Source organism: Hydrogenophaga intermedia, assembly GCF_023715105.1.
GTDB classification, from domain to species: Bacteria; Pseudomonadota; Gammaproteobacteria; order Burkholderiales; family Burkholderiaceae_C; genus Hydrogenophaga; species Hydrogenophaga intermedia_A.
Window position 1 is genome coordinate 83,449 of the sequence record NZ_JAMBNO010000008.1, and the last position, 24,156, is coordinate 107,604.

Annotated in this window: 24 protein-coding genes and 1 pseudogene; 17 read left to right on the forward strand and 8 right to left on the reverse strand. The window is 68.6% G+C overall.

Features of this window, described 5'->3' with window-relative positions; translation table 11 throughout:
- Nucleotides 1-6: 6 nt before the first annotated feature.
- The 4 genes and pseudogenes from M3149_RS09135 to M3149_RS09150 form a co-directional block, all read left to right on the forward strand.
- Entirely contained in the window at nucleotides 7-1,371 is a 1,365-nt protein-coding gene (locus M3149_RS09135) for an amidohydrolase family protein (protein ID WP_251708993.1), read from the forward strand.
- On the forward strand, nucleotides 1,368-2,228 hold the full coding sequence (locus tag M3149_RS09140) for an NAD(P)-dependent oxidoreductase (RefSeq protein WP_251708994.1): 861 nt from the start codon (nucleotides 1,368-1,370) through the stop codon (nucleotides 2,226-2,228). The genes M3149_RS09135 and M3149_RS09140 overlap by 4 nt, the downstream gene beginning before the upstream one ends.
- A 10-nt stretch (nucleotides 2,229-2,238) precedes the next feature.
- Entirely contained in the window at nucleotides 2,239-3,303 is a 1,065-nt protein-coding gene (locus tag M3149_RS09145) for a maleylacetate reductase (RefSeq protein WP_251708995.1), read from the forward strand.
- A gap of 74 nt (nucleotides 3,304-3,377) precedes the next feature.
- Nucleotides 3,378-4,001, forward strand: a pseudogene (locus M3149_RS09150) (cation transporter); the annotation flags it as partial.
- A gap of 74 nt (nucleotides 4,002-4,075) precedes the next feature.
- Here the strand turns inward: M3149_RS09150 and M3149_RS09155 are convergent.
- The 6 genes from M3149_RS09155 to M3149_RS09180 all read right to left on the reverse strand — a co-directional run bounded on the left by M3149_RS09155 (nucleotide 4,076) and on the right by M3149_RS09180 (nucleotide 10,130).
- Nucleotides 4,076-4,714 carry an exopolysaccharide biosynthesis protein gene (locus M3149_RS09155; RefSeq protein WP_251708996.1) on the reverse strand — a complete coding sequence of 213 codons (639 nt, stop codon included), beginning with the start codon at nucleotides 4,712-4,714 and terminating at the stop codon, nucleotides 4,076-4,078.
- Entirely contained in the window at nucleotides 4,711-6,027 is a 1,317-nt protein-coding gene (locus M3149_RS09160) for a hemolysin family protein (protein WP_251708997.1), read from the reverse strand. The genes M3149_RS09155 and M3149_RS09160 overlap by 4 nt, the downstream gene beginning before the upstream one ends.
- Nucleotides 6,028-6,046: 19 nt before the next feature.
- Complete coding sequence (locus M3149_RS09165) at nucleotides 6,047-6,886, reverse strand: undecaprenyl-diphosphate phosphatase (RefSeq protein ID WP_251708998.1); 840 nt, start codon at nucleotides 6,884-6,886, stop codon at nucleotides 6,047-6,049.
- Between the two features lie 96 nt (nucleotides 6,887-6,982).
- Nucleotides 6,983-7,312: a hypothetical protein gene (locus tag M3149_RS09170; RefSeq protein WP_251708999.1), complete on the reverse strand. Its 330-nt coding sequence runs from the start codon at nucleotides 7,310-7,312 to the stop codon at nucleotides 6,983-6,985.
- Nucleotides 7,313-7,348: 36 nt separating this feature from the next.
- Nucleotides 7,349-9,046, reverse strand: coding sequence for a YbaL family putative K(+) efflux transporter (gene ybaL / locus M3149_RS09175; protein ID WP_251709000.1), 1,698 nt, complete (start codon nucleotides 9,044-9,046; stop codon nucleotides 7,349-7,351).
- A gap of 166 nt (nucleotides 9,047-9,212) precedes the next feature.
- Nucleotides 9,213-10,130, reverse strand: coding sequence for a LysR family transcriptional regulator (locus tag M3149_RS09180; RefSeq protein WP_251709001.1), 918 nt, complete (start codon nucleotides 10,128-10,130; stop codon nucleotides 9,213-9,215).
- Between the two features lie 71 nt (nucleotides 10,131-10,201).
- On the opposite strand from M3149_RS09180, the gene M3149_RS09185 reads away from it, so the two are divergent.
- Complete coding sequence (locus M3149_RS09185; protein WP_251709002.1) at nucleotides 10,202-11,425, forward strand: MFS transporter; 1,224 nt, start codon at nucleotides 10,202-10,204, stop codon at nucleotides 11,423-11,425.
- A gap of 9 nt (nucleotides 11,426-11,434) precedes the next feature.
- On the opposite strand, the gene M3149_RS09190 is transcribed toward M3149_RS09185, so the two are convergent.
- On the reverse strand, nucleotides 11,435-12,370 hold the full coding sequence (locus M3149_RS09190; RefSeq protein WP_251709003.1) for a LysR family transcriptional regulator: 936 nt from the start codon (nucleotides 12,368-12,370) through the stop codon (nucleotides 11,435-11,437).
- A gap of 160 nt (nucleotides 12,371-12,530) precedes the next feature.
- On the opposite strand from M3149_RS09190, the gene M3149_RS09195 reads away from it, so the two are divergent.
- From M3149_RS09195 to M3149_RS09225, 7 genes are read left to right on the forward strand one after another with little or no spacing between them, the layout of a single operon-like run.
- Nucleotides 12,531-13,406, forward strand: a complete 876-nt coding sequence (locus M3149_RS09195) for an intradiol ring-cleavage dioxygenase (protein ID WP_251709004.1) — start codon at nucleotides 12,531-12,533, stop codon at nucleotides 13,404-13,406.
- A 30-nt stretch (nucleotides 13,407-13,436) separates the two neighbouring features.
- Complete coding sequence (locus M3149_RS09200; protein ID WP_251709005.1) at nucleotides 13,437-14,534, forward strand: C4-dicarboxylate TRAP transporter substrate-binding protein; 1,098 nt, start codon at nucleotides 13,437-13,439, stop codon at nucleotides 14,532-14,534.
- 10 nt (nucleotides 14,535-14,544) lie between these two features.
- Entirely contained in the window at nucleotides 14,545-15,126 is a 582-nt protein-coding gene (locus M3149_RS09205; RefSeq protein WP_251709006.1) for a TRAP transporter small permease subunit, read from the forward strand.
- Nucleotides 15,119-16,438, forward strand: coding sequence for a TRAP transporter large permease (locus tag M3149_RS09210; RefSeq protein WP_251709007.1), 1,320 nt, complete (start codon nucleotides 15,119-15,121; stop codon nucleotides 16,436-16,438). The genes M3149_RS09205 and M3149_RS09210 overlap by 8 nt, the downstream gene beginning before the upstream one ends.
- 10 nt (nucleotides 16,439-16,448) lie before the next feature.
- Nucleotides 16,449-16,754, forward strand: a complete 306-nt coding sequence (locus M3149_RS09215; protein WP_251709008.1) for a YciI family protein — start codon at nucleotides 16,449-16,451, stop codon at nucleotides 16,752-16,754.
- Nucleotides 16,755-16,761: 7 nt separating this feature from the next.
- The gene (locus M3149_RS09220; protein WP_251709009.1) at nucleotides 16,762-17,070 is read left to right on the forward strand and encodes a Dabb family protein; all 309 of its coding nucleotides are present in this window, start codon (nucleotides 16,762-16,764) and stop codon (nucleotides 17,068-17,070) included.
- Nucleotides 17,071-17,084: 14 nt separating this feature from the next.
- A complete protein-coding gene (locus M3149_RS09225) occupies nucleotides 17,085-17,672 on the forward strand; it encodes a malonic semialdehyde reductase (RefSeq protein ID WP_251709010.1) in 588 nt (195 codons plus the stop codon).
- A 352-nt stretch (nucleotides 17,673-18,024) separates the two neighbouring features.
- On the opposite strand, the gene M3149_RS09230 is transcribed toward M3149_RS09225, so the two are convergent.
- Nucleotides 18,025-18,912: a LysR substrate-binding domain-containing protein gene (locus tag M3149_RS09230; RefSeq protein ID WP_251709011.1), complete on the reverse strand. Its 888-nt coding sequence runs from the start codon at nucleotides 18,910-18,912 to the stop codon at nucleotides 18,025-18,027.
- A 135-nt stretch (nucleotides 18,913-19,047) separates the two neighbouring features.
- On the opposite strand from M3149_RS09230, the gene M3149_RS09235 reads away from it, so the two are divergent.
- From M3149_RS09235 to M3149_RS09255, 5 genes are read left to right on the forward strand one after another with little or no spacing between them, the layout of a single operon-like run.
- Nucleotides 19,048-19,944: an intradiol ring-cleavage dioxygenase gene (locus M3149_RS09235; RefSeq protein ID WP_251709012.1), complete on the forward strand. Its 897-nt coding sequence runs from the start codon at nucleotides 19,048-19,050 to the stop codon at nucleotides 19,942-19,944.
- A 30-nt stretch (nucleotides 19,945-19,974) separates the two neighbouring features.
- Nucleotides 19,975-20,793 (forward strand): citryl-CoA lyase, encoded by an 819-nt coding sequence (locus tag M3149_RS09240; protein WP_251709013.1) that lies wholly within the window; start codon nucleotides 19,975-19,977, stop codon nucleotides 20,791-20,793.
- A 10-nt stretch (nucleotides 20,794-20,803) separates the two neighbouring features.
- Nucleotides 20,804-21,982, forward strand: coding sequence for a CaiB/BaiF CoA transferase family protein (locus M3149_RS09245; protein WP_251709014.1), 1,179 nt, complete (start codon nucleotides 20,804-20,806; stop codon nucleotides 21,980-21,982).
- Nucleotides 21,979-22,965 carry a Bug family tripartite tricarboxylate transporter substrate binding protein gene (locus tag M3149_RS09250; protein WP_251709015.1) on the forward strand — a complete coding sequence of 329 codons (987 nt, stop codon included), beginning with the start codon at nucleotides 21,979-21,981 and terminating at the stop codon, nucleotides 22,963-22,965. The genes M3149_RS09245 and M3149_RS09250 overlap by 4 nt, the downstream gene beginning before the upstream one ends.
- Before the next feature lie 53 nt (nucleotides 22,966-23,018).
- A complete protein-coding gene (locus tag M3149_RS09255) occupies nucleotides 23,019-24,113 on the forward strand; it encodes a C4-dicarboxylate TRAP transporter substrate-binding protein (protein WP_251709016.1) in 1,095 nt (364 codons plus the stop codon).
- Nucleotides 24,114-24,156 lie beyond the last annotated feature (43 nt).

Genomic DNA, 24,156 nt, shown 5'->3' on the forward strand with positions numbered 1-24,156 from the left:
GCGGCCATGGCACAGCGCACGCTCATCCGTGGCGCCAGCATCGTCACCATGGACGCGCAGGGCGACCTGCCCGTGGGGGACCTGCTGGTGGCCGGCGACACCATCGAGGCCATCGCGCCGCAACTGGCGGTGGACGACGCGCAGGTGGTCGATGCCACCGGCTGCATCCTGGTGCCGGGCTTCGTCAATGCCCACATGCACACCTGGCAGACGGCGCTGCGCGGCGTGGCCGCCAACTGGACGCTGCTGCAGTACTTCAAGAACATGCACGCCGGCCTGGCCACCGTGTTCGCACCGCAAGACCTGCACATCGCCACGCTGGTGGGCGCGCTCAACCAGCTCAACTGCGGCACCACCACGCTGGTGGACTGGTGCCACAACAACCCCACGCCCGCGCACAACGACGCGGCGGTGAGCGCGCTGCTGCAATCCGGTATCCGCGCAGCCTTCTTCCACGGCACACCCAAGCCCGACCCCAAGCCCGGCCAGACGCCGTTCTGGGAGGTGCCGCACCCGCGCGCCGAGGTGGAGCGTTTGCTCAAGGCGCACCAGGGCCAAGCGCTGCTGGACATCCATGCCGCCGTGCTGGGCCCGCACTACAGCACGCTCGACGTGGCGGTGCACGATTTCCGCATGGCCAAGGACCTGGGCCTGATCGCCTCCCTGCACCAGGGCGGCGGGCCCGCACGCACGCCCGACGGCTGGGAGAAGCTCGAGGCGCTGGGCCTGCTCGGCGAGCAGATCAACATCGTGCACGGCCACGCGCTGAGCGACGAACAGTTGAAACGCTTCTGCGAGCTGGGCATGAGCTTCTCGGCCGCGGCCGAGAGCGAGATGTCGCAGGGCCACGGCCATCCGCTCACCGGGCGGCTGCGCGCGCTGGGCCGCGCGCCTTCGCTGGGCGTGGACCTGGAGAGCGTGATGAGCGGCGACATGATCAGCCAGGCGCGTATCGCGCTGGGCATCCAGCGCAGCCTGGACAACGTGGCCCACCGCGCGGCGCACGGCAGCATCCCCGACACGTCGACCATCACCACGCGCGAGGCGCTCGCCTGGATCACGGTGGAAGGCGCCCGCATGCTGCGCCAGCTGCACCGCATCGGCACGCTGGCGCCGGGCAAGCAGGCCGACGTGGTGCTGATTCGCGCCGATGACCTGAACATGCAGCCGGTGCACGACCCGGTGAGCGCGGTGGTGTTCCAGGCCTCGCTGGCCAACATCGATTCGGTGATGGTGGCCGGCCAGTGGCGCAAGCGCGAAGGCCGCTTGCTCGGTGTGAATCTGCCGCCGCTGCTGGCCGCGTTGCGCGCCTCGGGCGAGAAGATCACCCGCGCCATGGGTATCGGCGCGCCGCAAGGAGTGCCCGCATGAAGATCCACGTCATCGGCGTCGGCAAGATGGGCTTGCCCATGGCGCGCCATTTGCTGGCTGCGGGCCATGCCGTCACGGTGGAAGACCCCTCGGCCGAGCGGCTGGCGCTGGCGCGCGATGCAGGCCTGCAGGTGGCCGACGGCCTGGGCGCGGCCGAGGTCGTCGTCTCGTCGCTGCCGCACGACGGTGCGCTGCTGGCGGTGGGTGAGCGCGTGGCTGCGCACGCGGCAAAGGGCGCGGCCTGGGTCGATACCAGCACGGTCTCGCCCGGCGCCTCGGCCTGCGTGGCCATGGCTTGCGAGAAGACCGGTGTGCAGCACCTGCGTTGCACCGTCTCTGGCAACAACCACATGGCCGAGGCGGCCCAGCTCACGGTGATGGCCTCGGGCCCGAAAGCGCTGCACGAGCAACTGCTACCGCTGCTGCGTTGCTGGGGGCCCAACCACTTCTGGCTTGGCGATGCCGAACAGGCGCGCTTGATGAAGCTGGTGGTGAACCTCATGATCGCGCAGACCAGCGCCATGTTGGCCGAAGCGCTCAGCCTTGGGCAGAAGGGCGGCCTGGCCTGGGAGGATATGTGGCGCGTGATCGGCGCCAGCGCCGTGGCCTCGCCCATCGTCAAAGCCAAGAGCGTGCAGCTCTCGCAGCACGACTACACGCCCACGTTCACCGTGGGCCAGATGAACAAGGACATCGACCTCATCCTCGGTGAGGCCGCGCGCCTGCAGGTGCCGCTGACGCAGACCGCGGCCACGCGCCAGCTCATGGCGGCCGCGCAGGCGCAGGGCGACGGTGATCTCGATTACGCCGCCATCATCCGCGTGGTGCAGCGGGCCGCGGGCCTGAACACCGACTGAGGAGAACCGAATGCGATCGTTCGTTTACCAGGGCCTGCCCAGCCGCGTGGTGTTCGGCGCCGGCGCACTCGCGCAACTGCCGCAGGCCATCGCCGCCATGGGCGCGCAGCGCGCGCTGGTGCTGTGCACGCCCGAGCAGCGCGCCAGCGCCGAGCGCGTGGCGCAGCTGCTCGGCGATCGCGCCGCGGGCATCTTCGACCGCGCGGTCATGCACGTGCCGATCGAGACCGCGCGCGAAGCGCGCGAGGTGGCGCGCCAGCTTGGTGCCGACTGCGCCGTGGCCATCGGCGGCGGCTCCACCACCGGCCTGGGCAAGGCCATCGCGCTCGACTCGGGCCTGCCCATCCTCGCCATCCCCACCACCTACGCGGGCTCGGAGATGACGCCGATCTACGGCATCACCGAGGCCGGCCTGAAGAAGACCGGCAAGGACTTCAAGGTCTTGCCCAAGAGCGTGCTCTACGACCCCGAACTCACGCTCACCTTGCCCGTGGGATTGAGTGTCACCAGTGGCATCAACGCCATCGCGCACGCGGCCGAGGGGCTGTACTCGGTGGAAGGCAACCCGGTGATCGACCTCATGGCCGAGGAAGGCATCGCCGCCATCGGCCGCGCGCTGCCGCGCATCGTGTCGAATGCGAAGGACGTGCAGGCGCGCAGCGACGCGCTCTACGGCGCCTGGCTGTGCGGCATCGTGCTCGGCTCGGTGGGCATGGCGCTGCACCACAAGCTCTGCCACACCCTGGGCGGCAGCTTCAACCTGCCGCACGCCGAAACCCACACCGTGGTGCTGCCGCACGCGCTGGCCTACAACGCCGCCGCCGCGCCCCAGGCCATGCAGCGCATCGCGCGTGCCCTGGGCCGTGATGACGGCAAGGCCGCGCAGGCCGTGTTCGACCTCGCGAAAGCCAACGGCGCGCCGGTGTCGCTGCGCGACATCGGCATGCAGGCGGGCGATCTGGACAAGGCGTGCGACATCGCCCTCCAAAACCAGTACCCCAACCCCCGGCCGCTGGAGGCGCGTGCCATTCGCGAGCTGCTGCAGGCGGCATGGGAAGGCGCGCGGCCGGGTTGATCCGTCCGTCGGCCAGGGGGCTTGACGCCTGACCAACGCCAGAGTTTCCAATGGCGGCATCGAAAGGAAACCCCATGTCGGCCCCCTGCTGCGAACACGAGACGCCGCCCGCACAAGCCCTGGCCCCCGCCAATCTGGCGCGATACCGCAAGATCCTGTGGGTCGCCCTGATCGTCAACGCCGCGCTGTTTGCGGTCGAGATCGCGGCGGGCCTGCAGGCCGGATCGCTCTCGCTGCTGGCCGACGCGATCGACTTCGCGGGCGATGCCACCAACTACGCGGTCTCGCTGGCCGTTCTGGCCTCGGCCCTGGCGTGGCGTGCGCGCGCCGCCATCCTCAAGGCGCTCAGCATGATGGCGTTTGGCCTGTTCATCCTCGGGCGAACGGTTTGGGCCGTGTGGCACGGTGCGGTGCCCGAGGCCATGACCATGGGTGTGGTGGCCGTGCTGGCGCTGACGGCCAACCTGGGTGTGGCCTGGCTGCTCTACGCCTGGCGGGAGGGCGATGCCAACATGCGCTCGGTGTGGCTATGCACCCGCAACGACGCCATCGGCAACCTCGCGGTGCTCACGGCGGCGCTGGGCGTGTTCGGTACCGGCACCGCCTGGCCCGACCTGCTGGTCGCCAGCCTCATGGCCAGCCTGGCGTTGCAGAGCGGCTGGGCCGTGCTGCGCCAGGCGCGGCAGGAGCTGGCCACCGGCCAGGTGGCCGTCGACCCGCACGACCACGCGCGCTGGCGCGCATTGGCCTGCACTGACGCGCGCGGCCACGCTCAACCCCACAGGCGCACCACGAAGTACAGGGCCGCCTGCGCCATTGCCCACACCACGCCCGACACCACGGCGAGCGCGAACGCGGCGAGGGCGGTGCCGGCCAGCACCCACAGGCCGTCGCGCTCCAGCACGCCCAGCGCGAGCACGCTGATGGCCAGCGCGGGCAGGGTGTTGCCCAGCGGGATGGGCAGCGACAGCACCACCGCCAGCACCAGGCAGAGCAGGCCGATGGCGTATTCGAGCGGCGGATGCGTGAGCAGGCCCCAGCGCGGGCGCAGGAGCTTCTCGGCGCGCGCCAGCCAGGGGCGGATGCGCCGCACCAGCGTCTGCAGGTCGTCGCGTGCGAGGGAACGGCGCGCGATGACACCCGGCAGCCAGGGCCGCAGGCCCAGCATGAGCTGCGCGCCAAGGAAGATCAACGGCGCGCCCAGGATGGCCGAGACGCCTGGCGGCACCGGCATCACGTTGGGCACGGCGAACACGAACATCAGCGCGCCGATCGCGCGGTCGCCCAGCGCGGCCAGCAGGTCGCCGATGCTGATGCGCTCGGAGGTGCCTTCGTGCGCCAGCCGGAACAGCACCAGCGACAGCGGCTGACCGTGCAGGCCGCCGGGCAGCAGCGCGGGAGAGGGGTTCATGCCGCGGTGCCGTCCTTTTCGCTGGCGGGCGTCGGCAGCCTCGTCGCCATCACCTTGTCGATGGTTCGACCATCCATGTCCACGATCTCCAGGCGCCAGCCTTCCCAGCTGGCATGGTCGCCCACGCGCGGCAGGCGGCCGGTCAGAAGCATGAGCATGCCACTGAGCGTGTGGTAGCGACCGCGCTCCTCGTCGGGCACGGTGTCCAGGTCGAGCCGGTCCTTCAGTTCGGGCACGGGTATGTGCCCGTCCAGCAGCCAGGACCCGTCCTCGCGCTGCATGGCCCATGAAGTTTCGGGGTCGCGCGGCTGGAACTCACCGGTGATGGCCTCGATGAGGTCCTGCAGCGTGACGATGCCTTGGACCTCGCCGTATTCGTCGATCACGAAGGCCATCTGCACGTCGGACTGGCGGAAGTTGTCGAGCAGTTCCATGCCGGTGATGGTCTCCGGCACGTACAGCGGTTGCTGCAGCGGCTGCTGCTCCAGCCCGCGCTTGTCGCCACGCAGCACCTGGGCCAGCCACTGGCGCGCATTGAGCACGCCCTGCAGGTTGCCCAGATTGCCCTTGACGACGGGGAAGCGCGAATGGTCGCTGCCTTCCAGGCGCGCCATGTTCACCTCGAAAGGCTCCTCGATGTCGAGCACCACCACGTCGCTGCGCGGCACCATGAGCGAGCCGATCTGCCGGTCGTCCAGGCGGAACACGTTGCGCACCATGGCGTGTTCGTGCGATTCGATCACGCCCGCGCTGGTGCCCTCGGCCAGCATGGCGTGGATCTCTTCTTCCGTCACGGCGTTGCCGCTGTTCTCCTTCACACCCATCAGGCGCAGCAAGGCCTTGGTGGAGAAGGACAGCAGCATCACGAACGGCTTGGTCGCGCCAGCCAGCCAGTCGATCGGCCGCGCCACCAGGCGCGCCAGCGCCTCGGGGTGTGTCTGGCCCAGGCGCTTGGGCACCAGCTCGCCGACCACGATGGAGAAGTAGGTGATGACCACCACCACCAACGCGGTTGCGCCGATCTGGCTGGCCTGCATCGGTGCGCCCAGCGACTGCAGCCACAGCGCCAGCGGGCCGGCCAGCGCGGCCTCGCCCACGATGCCGTTGAGCACGCCGATGGAGGTGATGCCGATCTGGATGGTGGAGAGAAAGCGGTTTGGGTCCTCACCGAGCTTGACAGCAGCAGCGGCCGCGCCGTCGCCTTCGTCGATGAGTTTCTGCAGACGCGCCTTGCGCGCGGTCACGAGCGCCAGCTCCGACATGGCAAAGACGCCATTGAGGAGGATGAGCGCGATCAGTAAGGCAATTTCCATGATGGTGGTGGGTGGGAAATCAGAGCGGTGCCAGCACGCCGGCGGCGAGCAGGAACAGCACCAGGGCGCCCAGCGCGATGCGGTACAGCACGAACGGCATGTACCCACGCGTGGACACGAGTTTGAGGAACCAGACGATGACGGCGTAGCCGACCACGAAGGCGATCAGCGTGGCCAGGGCCGTGGGCCCCGGGGCGATCGGGCCGCTGACGCCCCAGCTGCGGTAGAGCTGGTAGAAGCCCGAGGCCGCCACCGCCGGCAGCGCCAGCAGGAACGAGTAACGCGCCGCGGCCTCGCGCGTGTAGCCCATGAGCAGACCCGCCGTGATGGTGCCGCCCGAGCGCGACACGCCCGGAATGAGCGCCAGCGCCTGCGCAAAACCGAACACCAGCCCGTGGCCCCAGCCCAGCTCGCGCAGGGTGCGCCGCTGCGGCGCGCGCCGATCGGCCCATCCCAGCAGCAGCGCGAAGACGATCAGCATCGTCGCCGTGATCGCGAGGTGGCGCAGCGAGGTCTCGATCGCGTCCTTGAACAGCAGGCCCAGCACCGCAATGGGCAGCGTGCCGATCAGGATCAACCAGCCCATGCGCGCGTCGGGGTCGCGGCGCAATGCGGGCTGCGTGAGCGAGCCCCACCAGCGCACGAGGATGCGCGCGATGTCGTGGCGGAAATACACCAGCACCGCGGCCTCGGTGCCGAGTTGCGTGATCGCGGTGAACGCGGCGCCCGGGTCGGTGCCCGAGGGCAGCAGCGGGCCAAGAATGCGCAGGTGCGCGCTGGAAGACACCGGCAGGAACTCGGTGAGCCCCTGGACAACGCCCAGGATCGCGGCTTCAAGCCACGGCAGGAGTGAACCCATGAATGGAGGAGGAGGGTGGACCTCGGCCGCAGGCCGGGGCCGGGCCGCCGCCCGCGCCGTTGAGGCGCCTGGGGCTGGCGGAGCGGGTGATGACGCTCAGGCGGGCCGCGGCGGGCGGAAGGGTTGCTCGAGCACGGGCGTCGATAGGCCGCCATGGCGCCACAGCGGCAACGCAGGCGCCAGCACATGCGCTCCTGCCGGTGCGGCGTGGCGCTGCAGGGTGTCGGGCAGGTCGGGCAGTTCGTCCGCCAGCGCATGGGCGAGGTCGGCCAGGCCCTTCTGGCTCGGCGCCGGGGTGTCGCTGGCGTGGGCGCCGCCCGCCGTCAGGCCCGCGACGGGCACGTCGACGACATGATCGGGAATGGCGAAGCCGACGACTCCCATCAGGAAGTGCAAGGCGAAAAGCGCAATGAGCCAGCGGCGCATGGACCTGATTTTACGGACTCGCCCGCTCGCGCTCGCTCAGGTGGCTGGCGCGGGGGGCGCCAACACGTGCCGCGCCATCGCCTGGGCGATCTCGGCCTCGCCCAGGAACACCGTGTCCACCCCCGCGCTCATCAGGCGCTCGGCCTCATCCTCGTTGTGCGAGCGCACCACGATGCGGATGCCGGGGTTGAGGGTGCGCGCGGTGTCGATCATCTGCGGCAGTGATAGCGTGTCCTGCGTGGCCACCACCAGCATGCGCGCGTTGGCGATGTGGGCCTGGATCAGCACCTCCGGCTCGCCCGCGTTGCCCACCACCGCGGCCATGCCCTGCTCGCGCAGCGCCTCCACGATCTCGCGGTTCTGCTCGGCCACCACAAAGGGCTGGCCCGCCGCCTTGAGCGCCGCGGCGATGCGCCGGCCCACGCGGCCATAGCCCACCAGCACCACCTGGCGCGAGAGGTACTTGGCCTCGGTGCTGCGCGGCAGCTCGGCCAGCGGGTCGTCGCGCGCCTCCAGCCGACGCACCAGGGGGGAGTGCTCGCGCAGCAGCGCCTGCAGCGGCTCGATGGCCTTGAACAGCAGCGGATTCAGCGCAATGGAGATCAGCGCGCCCGCCAGCACCAGGCTCTGGCCCACGTCGGGCATCAAGCCGAGCTTGGCGCCCAGGCCGACCAGGATGAACGAGAACTCACCGATCTGCGCCAGGCTGGCCGAGACGGTGAGTGCGGTGTTGAGCGGGTAGCGCAGCGCCAGCACCAGGGCGGCCGCCGCGAGCGATTTGCCCACCAGGATGATGGCCACCACGCCCAGCACGTGGAACGGCTGGTTCACGATCACGCTCGGGTCGAACAGCATGCCCACCGAGACGAAGAACAACACCGCAAAGGCATCGCGCAGCGGCAGCGACTCCTGCGCGGCGCGGTGGCTGAACTCCGACTCGCGCAACACCATGCCGGCAAAGAAGGCGCCGAGCGCGAACGACACGCCGAACAGCTCGGCCGAGGCGAAGGCGATGCCCACCGCCGCGGCCACCACGCACAACGTGAACAGCTCGCGCGAGCCGGTGTGCGTGACCTGCCACAGCACCCAGGGGAAGAACTTGCGCCCGATCAGCAGCATCACCGCGACGAAGGCGCCCACCCGCAGCAGCGTCATGCCCAGCGTGCCCCAGACGGTTTCGCCGGCCGCGACGTCGGGGGAAGCGCCGCCCAGAAACCCCGCCAGCGGTGGCAGCAGCACGAGCACCAGCACCATGGCCAGGTCTTCCACCACCAGCCAGCCCACGGCGATGCGCCCGGTGATGGAACCCAGCAGGCCCAGGCCTTCGAGCGCGCGCAACAGCACCACCGTGCTGGCCACCGAGAGCGAAATGCCCAGCACCAGCGCCGCGCCGTGGCCCCAGCCCCACCAGCGCGCCAGCCCGTAGCCCATCAGCGTGGCCACCACCATCTGCACCACCGCGCCCGGCAGTGCGATCTTGCGCACCGAGAGCAGATCGTCGAGCGAGAAATGCAGGCCAACGCCGAACATCAGCAGCATCACACCGATCTCGGCCAGTTGCGCCGCGATCGCCGCATCGGCCACGAAGCCCGGTGTGTACGGGCCGATGATCACGCCCGCGAGCAGGTAGCCCACCAGCGCGGGCAGGCGCACCTTGGCACACAGGAAGCCGAAGATCAGCGCCAGGCCGAGGCCGGCGGCAATCGTGTTGATCAGCGTCAGGTGGCCATGCATGTCGGGGTGTCCGGCGGGTGGGATGTTCGGGGTGCGGGTGGCGACAGGCCCGCCCGGCACCGCTGTCCTCGGCCCTGTGGGCGCGCGCTCTGTGGCCTTGAGTGTCGCGCAAAAGCGCAACCGGGTACCGATCCGGGTTTCCGGTGCGTGCTCGAAGGCGCGCTCCTCAGGCTGCCCGTTGCCGCGCGTGGGCCTTGATGGCCTCCAGAAAACGCGTCAGGCGCGCGGGCTGGAAGCGGGTGTACGGGTACACGAGATGCACCGGCATTGGCGAAGCCTCCCAGCCGGGGCACAGGTGCACGAGCTCCCCGCGCTGAAGTTCGTCGTGGACCAGCCACGCCGACACGATGGCGACACCGAGGCCGGCCAGGGTGGCGCTGCGCAAGGCGTAGAGGCTGTCGGTGCGCAAGCGTGGGCGGATGTCGAAGGCGTGGGCTGCACCGCCGCCGACCGGCTGGAGCACCACCCGTTCGCGGTAGTAAGTCTGCAGTGCCAGCCAGGGCAGGATGTGCAGCGCCTCGGGTGCCTGCGGCGGGCGTCGTCGGCCGAGCAATGCAGGCGCCGCAATCACGATGCGGGGCAGGGAAAACAGCGGCACCGCGACGAGGTTGGGGTCGGCAATCTCGCCGACCTGGATCGCGCAGTCGATGCCTTCGGCCACGAAATCGGGGTGACGATCACCGAGCAGCCACTCGACCTCCACCTCGGGGTGCTCGCGCAGGTAGTGCGCCAGGGGTTCGACCAGGCGCTCCTGCCCGAGTGCGTGCGGCACCAGCACCTTGAGCGTGCCGCGGGCAGCGCTGCGCGAGCCGCGCAGGGTCTCCTGCATCGCTTCCCATTCGTCGATGAGCGCGCGTGCCATGGCCAGGCAGCGCTCGCCGTCGGGTGTGAGCGTGATCGCGTGGGTGGAACGCTGCAGCAGGCGCACCCCGAAGAGGCGCTCCAGGGCCTGCAGGCGGCGGCTCACCGTGGGCTGCGTCGTGTCCAGGCGTTGCGCCGCGGCCGAGAGGTTGCCGCTCTCGACGATGCGCACGAACGTGTGCAGCAACTCGATGCGGTCGCCGGGAAATGGAGGGGTTTTCATGCGTTCTGCGTATGAAGCATGTGCGTATCGCAGTCTATCCGCATACTTTGCGAGGAGAAACAATCGCGGTCATGAGTCTGCTGTCCCGTTCCGTTACCGAAACCACCATTCACGCCGCGCATGACCACGCCGCGTCCGCAGCCTCGTCGCGAACGCTCACGCTGTTGCTGGCCACCGGCGCGGGCCTGGGCGTGGCGCCGCTCTACTACAGCCAGCCCATGTTGCCCGGCATGGCCCTCGACCTGGGGGCCAGCGAGGGCGCCATCGGCGTGGTGCCCGTGCTCACGCAGCTTGGCTATGCACTGGGGATCCTGTTCCTGGCGCCGCTGGGCGATCGCTTCGACCGCCGCCACGTGATGCTGGTGAAGATTGCCCTGCTGGCCGCAAGCCTGCTGGCCAGCGCGATGGCGCCGGGCATCGGGTTGTTGCTGTTTGCCAGCCTGTGCGTGGGGCTCACGGCCACGCTGGCACAGGATTTCGTGCCCGCGGCGGTGTCGCTGGCGCCGCTCGAGCAACGCGGCCGGGCGGTGGGCACGGTGATGACCGGACTGCTGCTGGGCATCCTGCTGTCGCGCGTGGCGGCGGGCACGGTGGCGCAAGGCGCCGGCTGGCGCACCATGTTTGCGTTGGCCGCGGGCAGTTTGTTGTTGCTGGCGGTGGCGGTCATCTGGCGCGTGCCGCGGTTTGCGCCGACCACGCGGCTGGGCTATGGCGCCTTGCTCGCCTCCATGGTCGCCTTGTGGCGCCAGCACCCCGCCTTGCGGCGTGCGGCGGTGACCCAGGGTTTGCTGGCGGTGGGCTTCAGCGCGTTCTGGTCCACGTTGGCCGTGATGCTGCACACGCAGTTCGGGCTGGGTAGCCATGTGGCGGGTGCGTTCGGGCTGGCCGGTGCGGCGGGGGCGCTGGCTGCGCCGCTGGCCGGGCGGTTGGCAGACCGGCGGGGACCGCGGTTTGTGGCGATCCTCGGGGGTGGCGTGGCCACCGTGGCGTACGCGGTGATGGCCGGCATGGCGCTGCTGCCCGCGTCGGGTCAGCTGCTCTTGCTGGTGATTGCCGCCATCGGTCTCGACTTCGGTGTGCAGGCGGCGCTGATCGCCCACCAGAGCACCATCTACGGTCTCGATCCGGCCGCGCGCAGCCGCCTCAACGCCCTGCTGTTCACCGGCATGTTCACCGGGATGGCCACGGGCGCGTTCCTCGGCGCGCTCGCGCTCGCACAGTGGGGCTGGCCCGCCATCGTCGCAATGGGCGTCGTGGGCTCTGCCGCGGGTGTGTTGTGGCGATGGCGCGCCTGACGCGGCGGCTCAATACACCGCGAAGCGCCCCGTCCACTTGCGCTCGTAGTTCATCTTGGCGAAGTGCCCCGCCATGAAGTCGATGAAGGCGCGCACCTTGGCACTGAGGTGCTTGCGGCTGGGGTAGGCGAGGTTGATCGTGAGGTGGGGCAGGTCCCAGTCTTCCAGCACCGGCACCAGGCGGCCGGCCACGATGTCGTCGTAGATGATGTAGCTGGGCTGGATCAGGATGCCCATGCCGTCGAGCGCGGCAGCGCGCACGATCTGGCCGTCGTTGGTTTCGAGCAGGCCCTTGATCTGGATGGTCTTCTGCTCGCCGCTGGCCAGGTGGGTGAAGCGCAGTTCGTTCGGCGTGTTGGCGTGCAGGTAGACCAGCAGCTTGTGGCGCTGCAGGTCGTCCAGCCCTTCGGGAAAACCGTGCTTCGCCAGATAGCCCGGTGAGGCCGCGAGCACGCGGCGCGTTTCCCCCAGGCGGCGGATGGTGATGTTGCTGTCGGGCTCGTACTCGCGCGTGCGGATGGCGACGTCGATGTTGTTGTCGATGATGTCCAGGTAGCGGTTGGCCGCCTCCACGTGCACGCTCACGTTGGGGTAGCGCTCCGTGAATTCGCGCAGCAGTGGCGCAATGTGGTGCATCGCAAAGCTCAACGACGCCGTCACGCGCAGCACGCCGGTGGGGTTGAGCGCGGCGGCGTTGACGTCGGACTCGGCGTCGCGCAGGTCGGCCAGGATGTTGCGCGCGCGCTGGAAGAACTCCTGCCCGGTGTCGGTGAGGTAGAGCCGGCGTGTGTTGCGCTCGACCAGGCGTGCGCTCAGGCGCTCTTCCAGGGCGGCCAGGTGCCGGCTGGCGCTGGCATTGGAGAGGTTCAGGGCCTCGGCCGCGCGTGAGAGGCTGCCGGTCTCGGCCACCTGCACGAACAGTTCGATCTCGGTCCAGCGGTCCATGGCTTGTCTCGGTGCTCTTGTGGTGTTCTTCGGGTTGTCCCTGATGCTCTTGCGCCGGGTGGAAAAGTCTTTTCGGTTCCCGGCATTGGTTTTCCATTTCGAGCCGCCTACATTCTGCCGCCACGGTGCCCATCACGCGCGCCACAGCGGAGACAAGACGGTGAGGAACCTCGATCAGGACAACATCACGCAGGCGGTCATCGCCCGCCTGGCGGCCACGCCCGACCCGCGCCTGAAGCAGGTGCTGACGAGCCTGGTGCAGCACCTGCACGCCTTCGCCCGCGAGGTGAAGCTGACCGAGGCCGAGTGGGCCTACGGCATCGATTTCCTCACCCGCGTGGGCCACACCTGCGACGACCAGCGCCAGGAGTTCATCCTGCTGTCGGACACGCTGGGTCTGTCGATGCTGACGGTGGCGTTGAACAACCAGAAACCCGCCGGTTGCACCGAGGCCACCGTGTTCGGCCCCTTCCACGTCGAGGGCGCGCCCGAAGTGCCGCACGGCGCAGACGTGGCCAACGGCGCGCCAGGCAAGCCGTGCGAGGTCCGTGGTCACGTGCGCGGCCCGCAGGGCGAAGCCATCGCAGATGCGGTGCTCGACGTCTGGCAGGCCGATGCCGACGGCCTGTATGACGTGCAGCGCGAAGGCCTTGACCACGCGCAGGGCCGCGCTGTGCTGCGCAGCGGCGCCGACGGCGGCTTTCACTTCAAGACCGTGGTGGCCGAGTCATACCCCATTCCCACCGACGGCCCCGTGGGCGAGATGCTCGTGGCCACCAAGCGCCATCCGTGGCGTCCCGCGCACCTGCACTTTCGCATCCAGGCGCCGGGCTACCAGACCCTGGTGACGCACGTGTTTCGCAACGGCGACCCCTACCTCGACTCCGACGCCGTGTTCGGCGTGCGCAGCTCGCTGCTGGCCGACTGGGTGGAGCAACCCGACGGCCGCGTCACCCTCGATTTCGACTTCGTGCTGGCGCCGGCCATGGCCGTCAGCGCGTCAACCGGCAAACCCGTGGCAACCCAAGCGGCCTGAACCGACCGCCAACCAACAGGAGACAAGACCATGACGATGAAGAAGCGGACCTTCGTGTCCACCGCACTGGCCGCCGCGCTGATGGCCGCCGGCCTCACCAGCGCGCACGCGCAGCAGACCTTCAAGTTCACCATCGCCTCCAGCCACCCCACCACGCTGCCCTGGGTCGGCCTCATGAGCACGCTGTTCGTGCCCGAGGTCACCAAGCGCGTCGAGGCGTTGGGCAAGGGCTACAAGATCGAGTGGAAAGAGGCCTACGGCGGCCAGCTCTACAAGATGAACGCCACGCTCAGCAGCGTGGGCTCGGGCATCGCCGACATCGGCTGGGTGTTCGCCAACCTCGAAGCGGCCAAGATGCCGCTGACGCAGTTCGCCACCGTCACGCCGTTCGCGTCGGGCGACGTGCGCACCCTGCTGCAGGTGGCCAACGAGATGAACGAGAAGGTGCCCGCGCTCAAGGCCGAGTGGGACAAGAACAACGTGGTGTTCCTGGGCGCCAGCGGCGTGGACACCTACCACCTGTTCACCAAGGCCCCGATCAGCACCTACGCCGATCTCAACGGCAAGAAAATCTCGGCGCCTGGCGCCGTGGGCATGTGGCTCAAGGGCTCGGGCGCGGTGCCGGTGGACGGCTCGCTCACCAGCTACTACACCGACATCCAGACCGGCGTGAGCGAGGGCACGATCTCGATCGCCACCGGCATCCTGCCCAACAAGATCTACGAGGTGGCGCCCTACGTCACCACGGTGGACATCGGCGCGCTCTACAACGGTGGCATGGCCATCAACAAGGACACCTTCAACGCGCTGCCGCCCGAGGTGCAGAAGATCGTGAAAGACGTGGGCCTGGAATACTCGCGCGTGCTGGGCGATACCCTCATGCAGCGCTACGAGGCCGCGCTCAAGGCCATCGGCGAGCAAGGCGCCAAACAGGCCGTGCCGGTGAAGATTGCCCCCATGGCCCCTGGTGAGCGCGCGAAATGGGCAAAGACCATGCCCAACATCGCCAGCGACTGGGTCAAGGCGAATGCGTCGCGTGGTCCTTCGGCGCAGATCATCAGGACCTACATGGAGGAGCTGCGCAAGCGCGGCGCCAAGCCGCTGCGCGACTGGGACAAGGAACTGTGATCGATCACCCATGAGCTACGAAGCCAATACCGACCTCGACGCGGCGCCAGCGCCGTCGGCGCCCTCCAGCCCGTTCGGGCACGTCATCGACGCGCTCAACGGTCTGGGGTCCATCGTGATCGCGCTCGTGATGGTGCTGATGTGCACCGACGTGTTCATGCGCAACGCGTTCAATCAGCCCATCGATGGCGTCGCCGAGATGGTGGCGGCTTCGATCATCGTGATCGTGTTCCTGCAACTGCCAGCCACGCTGCGGCATGGCCGCATGAGCCGGGCCGATCTGTTCATCGACCCGTTCCTGATCAAGCGCCCGCGCGCGGGGCGGCGCCTGCGGGCGCTGTTCTCGCTCGCGGGCATCTTTGCCTGTGCGGTGATCGCGTACGCCACCTGGCCGCTGTTCTCGCGCGCCTGGACCAATAACGAGTTCTTCGGCGTCGAAGGTGTGTTCACCTTCCCCACCTGGCCGATGCGCATCGTCGTCTTCACCGGGGCCGCGCTGGCCGCGGTGCAGTACGCGCTGCTGGCCTGGCAAGACTGGCGCGACAGCGCCACCGCACCCACCACCGCCGCACAAGGAGCTCGCCATGAGTGACCTCATGCTGGGCTTTCTCGCCATCGGCGGCATGCTCGCCTTCATCATCCTGGGCATGCACATCGGCGTGGCGCTCATCGTCACCTCGTTCGTCACCGTCTGGCTGATGCGCTCGCCCGAAATCGCGGCGCGCTTCGTGGGCGCAGCCGCCAATGACGCCATCCGCGACTACCTGTTCGGCGTGGTGCCTCTGTTTGTGCTCATGGGCATGTTCGTGAGCGTGAGCGGGGTGGGGCGCGACACCTTCGACGTCTTCCAGTGGCTCCTGCGCCGCCTGCGCGGTGGCCTGGGCCTGGCCACCGTGGGCGCCAACGCGGTGTTCGCGGCCATCACCGGCATCTCCATCGCCTCGGCGTCTGTGTTCACTAAGGTGGCCACACCCGAGATGATCCGCCACGGCTACACGCCGCGCTTCTCGGTCGGCGTGGTGGCGGGCTCTTCCATCCTGGGCATGCTGATCCCACCCTCGCTGCTTATGATCATCTACGGCGTGATCGCCGAGGAGTCGATCGGGCGCATGTTCCTCGCCGGCATCCTGCCCGGCCTGCTGCTGGCGCTGCTGTTCTGTGCACTGATCATCGGCATGGCGTACCTGCGCCCGGCCAGCATCTACACCAGCGGCGCTCCCGCGTCGGCCGCCGACCAGGACACCGAGACCGCTCGCAGCGCCACGGTGAAATTCCTGCCGATCCTGCTGCTCATCGTGCTGGTGCTCGGCGGCCTCTACAGCGGATTCTTCACCCCCACCGAGGCGGGTGCTGTGGGCGCGGCCGGAGCGTTCGTGATCGCTCTCGCGCGCCGCCGCCTCACTTGGCGCAAGCTGTGGAGCGTGCTCACCGAAACCGGTTACGTCTCGGTGGCGGTGCTGTTCCTCATCGTCGCTGCGTCGCTCTACAGCCGCATGCTGGCCCTCACCGGCATGCCGGCGGCCATCACCACCGGCATCACCGACATGGGCCTGGGCCCCTGGGGCTTCCTGGTGGCCTACCTGCTGATCGTGCTGCTGCTGGGCTGCATCATCGATTCGGTGTCCATCATGCTGATCATGCTGCCCATCGTGCTGCCGATCGCCAGCGCTTTCGGCATGGACCTCATCTGGTTCGGCGTGCTCACCGTGGTGGCGGTCGAGATCGGCCTGCTCACACCGCCGTTCGGGGTGTCGGTCTACACCGTCAAGAGCGCGCTCAACGACCCGAATATCACCATCAAGGACATCTTTGCCGGCGCCTTCCCTTTCGTGCTGATGATGGTGCTCTCGCTTTTCATTCTTGCCATGTTCCCGGGCCTGTCCACCTGGCTGGCCCGCATGTGATCCGCCTCCCATGATTTACGTCTTCCACCTGCTCGACAAACCCCACGGCCTTGATTTGCGCCAGCGCATGCGGCCCGAACACAAGGCCTACCTGGCCGCCGTGGCCGACCGCATCGCCTTTGCCGGCCCGCTGCTGGCCGACGATGGCACCACCATGGTGGGCAGCGTGCTGGCCATCGACTTCGACAGCCGCGAGGCCGCGCTGCAGTGGCAGGCGGGCGAGCCCTTCACCAAGGCGGGCCTGTACGCCAGCGTGGCGGTGCATGCGTTCCAGAACCTGTGGCCGCAGAAGGCGGGCTTTCCGCCCGCCGCCTGACCCCGCCATGCCTGTGCTCAAACACATCGTGATGTGGAACATCCTCGGCGACAGTGCCGAGGAGAAGGCGCGCAACACGCAACGCCTGAAGGCCGCTTTCGAAGGCATCCGCGGCCGCATCCCGGGGATGCTCACGCTGGAGATCGGCGTGGACGTGAGCCACGTGGACTACGCCTGTGACGTGGTGCTGTACTCGGAGTTCGAGTCCGCCCAGGCACTGGCCGACTACGCCACCCACCCCGAACACACCCGCGTGCGCCAGGAACTCGAAGGCCTGCGCATTGCACGCCACCAGGTGGACTATTTCCCGAACTGAAAGGACCTGCTTCCGTGAACCCGATCGACACCGCTGCCCTCGACACGCTTTTCATCAAGGCTCGCACCGCCAACGGCTTCCTCGACAAGCCGGTGCCCGAGGACCTGCTGCGCCGCGTGTACGAGATCGCCGCGCTTGGCCCGACGTCGATGAACACGCAGCCCACGCGCTATGTGTTCCTGAACACGAAGGAAGCCCGTGAGCGCCTGCTGCCCGCCATGTTGCCCGGCAACCTGGACAAGACGCGCAGTGCACCGGTGACAGTGATCGTGGCCACCGACACGAAGTTCTACGAGTACATGCCGAAGGTATGGCACCGCGAGGGCGCAAAGGAAAACTTCGAGGCCAACGCCGCGCTCGCCAGCGCCACCGCCACGCGCAACGGCACGCTGGGCGGCGCCTACTTCATGATCGCGGCGCGCGCGCTCGGGCTCGACTGTGGCCCCATGAGCGGGTTCGACATCGCCAAGGTCGACGCCGAGTTCTTTCCCGACGGCCGCTGGAAGACCAACTTCCTCATCAACCTCGGCTACGGGGACGACTCGTTGCTGTTCAAGCGCAATCCGCGGTTGGCGTTTGATGAGGCTTGCCGGGTGCTCTGAGCGTCGCTCTCCGGCGAGGTGTCGGCATGCGAACGGTGGCGTGTCGAGACGCAGGCGTCAGGGGAGTGGCTGTCTCTGTGGTGGCGCCTGTGCAGTGCTGAGAAGCGCAGTGCGGGAGGCGGCGCGCGCAGCGCGCTTCGTGAACTGACTTGCGGCATCTGTTTGAACGGAGCGGGCGCAGCTCGCGCAGTGAGTTATGCCGCACGCCTCCCGCGCGAGCATCGCAAGGGACCCCTCGCGCAGCGAGGGGCGCTGCAGCGAAGCCACCGCAGAGACGGCCACTCCCCTGACACCCGCCACAAAAGCAGGCACACCTACCAGACCAACAACCAACCACGCAGCAAGACGGAGATCACCCCGCATGCCCCGCCGCCGCCCGCCGGATCACCGAGGCCATGTGCTTCACCGTCGGCGAGCGGTTCACGCCTTTCTTCCAGAGCAAGCCCGGCGTGCGGATCGGCGACGGGTCTTCGAGCGGGATCAGCCGCAGATCGGGCGAGGGCGTGAACGCCGTCTCGGCGATGATGCCCGCGAGGTCGGTCTGGCGGATGAGTTCGATCATCGGTGCGATCGAGTTCAGTTCAGCCACCACCAGCGGCTGCGCGCCCGCTGCCTCGAAGCATTCGTCCAGCAGGCCGCGCGTGCTGAACTGCGCTGGCAGCAGCACCAGCCGGCGCTGGTGCAACTCCACCATGCGCACACGCCGCCGCTTGGCAAGTGGGTGCGAGGCCGCCACGCACAGACGCAGCTCCTCGTTGTAGAGCGGCTCGAACCACAGCTCGGGCCGATCGGCCGGCCGGTACGACACGCCCAGGTCCAGATGGCCACTGGAGAGGCGCTTGGCGATCTGCTCGGCCGAGAGCTCCTCCACGCCCACCTTCACGTTCGGGTGCGTGGCCAGGAAGGCCGACACACACATGGGAATGAGCCGCGTGTTGAAGCTGTGCGTGGCGGCAATGCGCAGCTCGCCTGCCAAGGCCTCACCCGAGTGGCTCAGCGCCTGCAGCCCGCGGTCGATCTGCTGCAACGCGGGCACGAGGTGGCTACGCAGCAGTTCCCCGGCCTCCGTGAGCGCCACCTTCTTGTGGGCGCGGTCGAACAGCACCAGCCCCAGCTCTTCCTCGAGCTGGCGGATCTGGTGCGACAGCGTGGACTGCGTGACGTGCAGCCGCTCGGCCGCGCGCGTGAAGTTCAGCGTCTCGGCCAGGGTGTCGAAGTAGCGCAGATGCCGCAGTTCCATGCCCGATGCCCCCGATCAACAATCGATGGCATCGATCATAGCCGTTGAAATTCATCACTTCCATCGCAGACTTCGGGTGCCTAGACTGCGGTGGCGACTTGGACAGACGCACCCATAACGACAGGAGACAGCACCATGGCTCAGCTCGAAGCCGAAGACATCACCCAGGCCGTCATCGACCGCATGACGGAGTGCCAGGACCCGCGCTTCAAGCAGGTCATGACCGCGCTCGTGAAGCACGCGCACGCCTTCATCCGTGAGGTGGAGCTGAGCGAAGAGGAGTGGATCAAGGCGATCTTCTTCCTCACCGAGACCGGCAAGATGTGCGACGACAAGCGCCAGGAGTTCATCCTGCTGTCGGACACGCTGGGCATTTCCATGCTGGTGGTGGCGCTCAACCAGATCAAGGCCGCCCGTGCCTTCCAGCAGGGTGGTGGCGGCGCTGAGAAACCCACCGAGGCCACGGTGCAGGGCCCGTTCTACTGGGAGGGTGCGCCCGAGCTGCCGCTGGGCGCCGACATCGGCGAAAGCATGCCCGGCGAGCCGGCCTACTACCACGGCCGCATCACCGACACCGAGGGCAAGCCGATTGCCAACTGCTGCCTGGACGTGTGGTCCGGCGACGGCGAAGGCGTGTACGACATGCAGATGGGTGAGGACGCCGGCATGCGCCTGCGCGCGCGCTTCCACACCGACGCGCAGGGCAACTACCGCTTCTGGTCGATCAAGCCGAGCTACTACCCGGTGCCCGACGACGGCCCGGTGGGACGCATGCTGCGCCGCATGGGCCGCCACCCCAACCGGCCCGGCCACATCCACATGAAGGTTTATGCGCCCGGCCACCAGACCGTGACCACCCACCTGTTCGTGGCCGACAGCCCTTACCTCGATTCCGACGCCGTGTTCGGCGTGCGCAACAGCCTCATCGTGCCGTTCACGCAGCACCCCGCGGGTACCGCGCCCGACGGCCGGGTGATGGACAAGCCCTACCACAGCGCCACGTACGACTTTCGCCTCGTGCCGGCGCGCTGACCCTTCCCCCGCTTTCACCGGAGACCCGTCTTGAAGATCGGCAAGGCCACCGTGCCGCAATCGGCCATCTGTGCCCACAACCCCGAAGCCATCGTGGTGCGCGGCCAGGACCTGTGCAACGAACTCATCGGCCAGGTCAATTTCGCGGACTATTTCTACTTGCTGCTCACCGGCCGCAAACCCGACGCGCCGGCCAGCGCCGTGCTCAACGCCACGCTGGTGGCCATTGCCGAGCACGGGCTGGTGCCCAGCGTGCAGGCCGCGCGCATGACACTGGCCGCCGCGCCCGACGCGCTGCAAGGTGCTGTGGCTGCGGGCATTCTGGGCTGCGGCTCGGTGATCCTGGGCGCCTCCGAGACGGCGGGTCGCCTGTTCGACGAAATCGACCGCACCGCCAACGCGCACAGCGGCGATCTGCATGCCGCGGCGCGTGCCGTGGTGGGCGAATGGCGCGCGCGCAAGCAGGCCGTGCCTGGCTACGGCCACCCCGTGCACAAGGAGCGCGACCCGCGCGTGGACGCGCTGTTCCGCGTGTCAAAACAGGCCGGTGGTGGCCAGCGCTTCGTGCAGATCGCCGAGGCGGTGGAGGCCGTGCTGCCCGATGTGATCGGCAAGCCGCTCAAGCTCAACGTGTCGGCGGCCATCCCCGCGGTGCTGCTGGGTGTGGGCTTTCCGCTCAACGCACTCAAGGGCGTGCCCATGCTGGCGCGCTGCGCCGGTCTCATCGCCCACATGAGCGAAGAGCTGGAGACGCCGATCGGCTTCGCACTCTCTTACCAGGCCACGCGTGAAGAGCGCTACACCGGCCCGGTGCCCGCCGGCTTCGTGCCGGTCCAGAAGATCGACTGAGGGTTCCACCATGACACAAGTGCTCAAGGGTCTGCGCGTGGTCGAGCACGGCACCTTCATCACCGGGCCTGCGGCCTCGATGATCCTGGCCGACATGGGCGCCGAGGTGGTGAAGGTAGAGCTGCCCGGCACCGGCGACCCGTTTCGCGCCTTCAAGGGCGGTCTCTACAGCCCGCACTACCAGACCTACAACCGCAACAAGCACAGCGTGGCGCTGGACACCCGCAAGCCGGAGGACCGCGCCACCTTCGACAAGCTCATCGCGGGCGCTGATGTCTACATCCAGAACTTTCGCCCCGGGTTTGCCGAGCAGATCCAGGCCGGCGAGGAGCGCCTGCGCGAGATGAACCCGCGCCTCATCTACTGCGCCATCAGCGGCTTCGGGCAGGACGGCCCGGCCGCCAGCCGCCCGAGCTACGACACCGTGGCCCAGGCCGCCAGTGGCTACCTGCGCCTGCTGGTGAACCCGGCCAACCCGCGCGTGGTGGGGCCGGCCATTGCCGACGCCATGACCGGCTACTACGCGGCCTTCGGCATCCTGGGTGCGCTGCACGAGCGTCACGCCACGGGCAAGGGCCGGCGCGTGGACGTGTCGATGTTCGAGGCCATGTCGCACTTCAACCTCGACGCCTTCACGCACCTGTTCTCGGTGGGCGAGGTGATGGGTCCGTACAGCCGGCCCAGCGTGTCGCAGAGCTACGTGCTCGAGTGCGCCTGCGGCGGCTGGATCGCACTGCACATGTCCTCGCCCGAGAAGTTCTGGCAGGGCCTGGCGATCGCGATGGACAAGCCCGACATCTTCGAGGACGAGCGCTTTCGCGACCGTTTCGCGCGCATCGCGAACCAGGACGATCTCATCGTGGTCCTGCGCGACATCTTCAAGGGCCGAACGCGCAACGAATGGTGCGAGCGCCTGCTCGCGCAGGACGTGCCGCATGCGCCCATGTACCGCACCGACGAAGTGCCCGAAGACCCGCAGGCCAGGCATCTGCAGCTCTTCGTGGACACGAACCACCCCACCATGGGCCCCTCGCGCACCGTGCGTTCGCCGATCAGCTTCGACGGCCAGCGCAACCTGCACGTGACCCCACCGCCCACGCTGGGCGAACACAACGCGCTCTACGCCAACGGCTGGCCCGAGGCCGAGACCGAAACCGCCCACACCCCCGAGAAGGAGACCAACGCATGACCACGCCCCGACAGCCCAACCGCCGCGATGCCTTGCTGGCCCTCGGCGCGGGTACCGCCGCCCTGGCGCTGCCCGCCGCCGCGCAGAGCTACCCCGACCGCGCCGTGCGCCTGGTGGTGCCCTTTGGTGCCGGCACCACCACCGACATCATCTCGCGCGTGGTGGGTGAAGGCCTGGGCCGCGAACTCGGCCAGTCGATCGTGGTGGACAACCGCGCCGGCGCCGGCGGCACCGTGGGCTCGGCCCAGGTGGCGCGCGGCGCGGCCGACGGCTACCAGCTGCTCATGGGCACCGTGGGCACGCACGCCATCAACGCGACGCTGTTCAAGAGCCTGAGCTACGACCCGATCAAGGACTTTGCACCGATCGCGCTGGTGGGCTACACGCCGACTTTGCTGGTGGTGGCGGGCGACGGCCCCATCAAGACGCTGGCCGACCTCAAGGCCAAGGCCGCGCAAGGGCAGGGCGTCACCTTTGCCTCCGCCGGCAACGGCACGTCGGGCCACCTCGCGGGCGAGCTGCTCAAGGCGCGCCTGGGCGGGCAGATGCTGCACGTGCCCTACAAGGAAGGCGGCATGGCCATGAACGACGTGATGACCAGCCGCGCCGACTTCATGTTCTACCACCCGGCCGCGGTGCTGCCGCACATGCAGGCCGGCAAGCTGCGCGCGCTCGGCGCCTCCGGTGCGCAACGCAGCGCCGCCGCGCGCGATGTGCCCACCATCGCCGAGCAGACCAGCAGCGACTTCGACCTCGTGGCCTGGTTCATGCTGTACGCGCCTGCCGCCACGCCGGCACCGGTGGTGGCCCGCTTGCGCCAGGCCACGGCCGCAGCGCTTGCCAAGGCCGAGACCGCTGGCAAGCTGGCCGCGCAAGGCGTCGAGCAACGCCCGCTCGGCCCCGACGCCATGGACGCCTTCGCGCGCACCGAGGTGGCCAAGTGGGCCGCGCTGGTGCGCCAGTCCGGCGCCCAGGTGGATTGATTTTTCCCCGTTCCCGTGTTCGCGTCAGACCATCACCACAACTGGAGACAAGCATGAAACGTTCGACCTTTGTCCGCCTCTCGGCCATTGCGCTGGCCGCTTCGGCCGCCATGGCCCTGCCGCTGGCCGCTTCGGCCCAGCAGGTCATCAACCTCACGGTGGCCTCCAGCCACCCCACCACCATTCCGTGGGTCGGCTTCATCAAGGACGTGTTCATGCCCGAGGTGGACAAGCGTCTGGCCGCGGGCGGCAAGTACAAAATCCAGTGGCGCGAGGCCTTCGGCGGCCAGCTCTACAAGGCCAACGCCACCCTCACCAGCGTGGAGCAGGGCATCACCGACATCGGCTGGGTGTTCAGCTACCTCGAACCAGCCAAGATGCCGCTGTCACAGGTGAGCGCGCACACGCCCTTCACGACCAGCGACACCCGCATCGTGCTCGGCGCCATGACCGAGATGATCGAGAAGAACCCCGCCTTCAGGGCCGAGTGGGACAAGTACAACCTGGTGTTCCTGGGTGCCACCGGTTCCGACACCTACGATCTGTGGACCAAGTTCCCGGTGAAGTCGATCGACGATCTCAAGGGCAAGAAGATCTCCGCCCCCGGCATCCTGGCCCTGTGGCTGCGCGGCGTTGGCGCCACGCCGGTCGACGGCGCGCTCACCACCTACTACACCGACATCCAGACCGGCGTGAGCGAAGGCACGCTCTCGCTGGCCACCGGCATCCTGCCGGCCAAGGTGTACGAGGTGGCGCCTTACGTGACCAAGGTCAACATCGGCGTGGTGTTCTCCGGCGGCGTCGCCATCAACAAGGACAGCTGGGCCAAGCTGCCGCCCGAGGTGCAGCAGGCCATGCGCGAAGCCGGTGCCGAATACACCCGCCGCCACGGCGAGGACCTGGTGCAGCGCCACCAGACTGCCATGAACCGCATGGTCGAACTCGGCAAGACGCAGAACCCGCCCGTGACGGTGACGCCCATGTCGGACGCCGACCGCCGCAAGTGGATCGACAACCTGCCCAACCTCTCGGCCGAGTGGGTGAAGAACAACGAGGCCCGCGGCGTGCAGGCCAAGCCGCTGCTCACGCAATACATGGCCGCCGTCAAGGCGCGTGGCGCCAAGCCCGAGCGCGACTGGGAGAAGTGAGGCGCGAGCAGTGTCGGTGGCGGCGCACCGGGCGCCGCCCCCT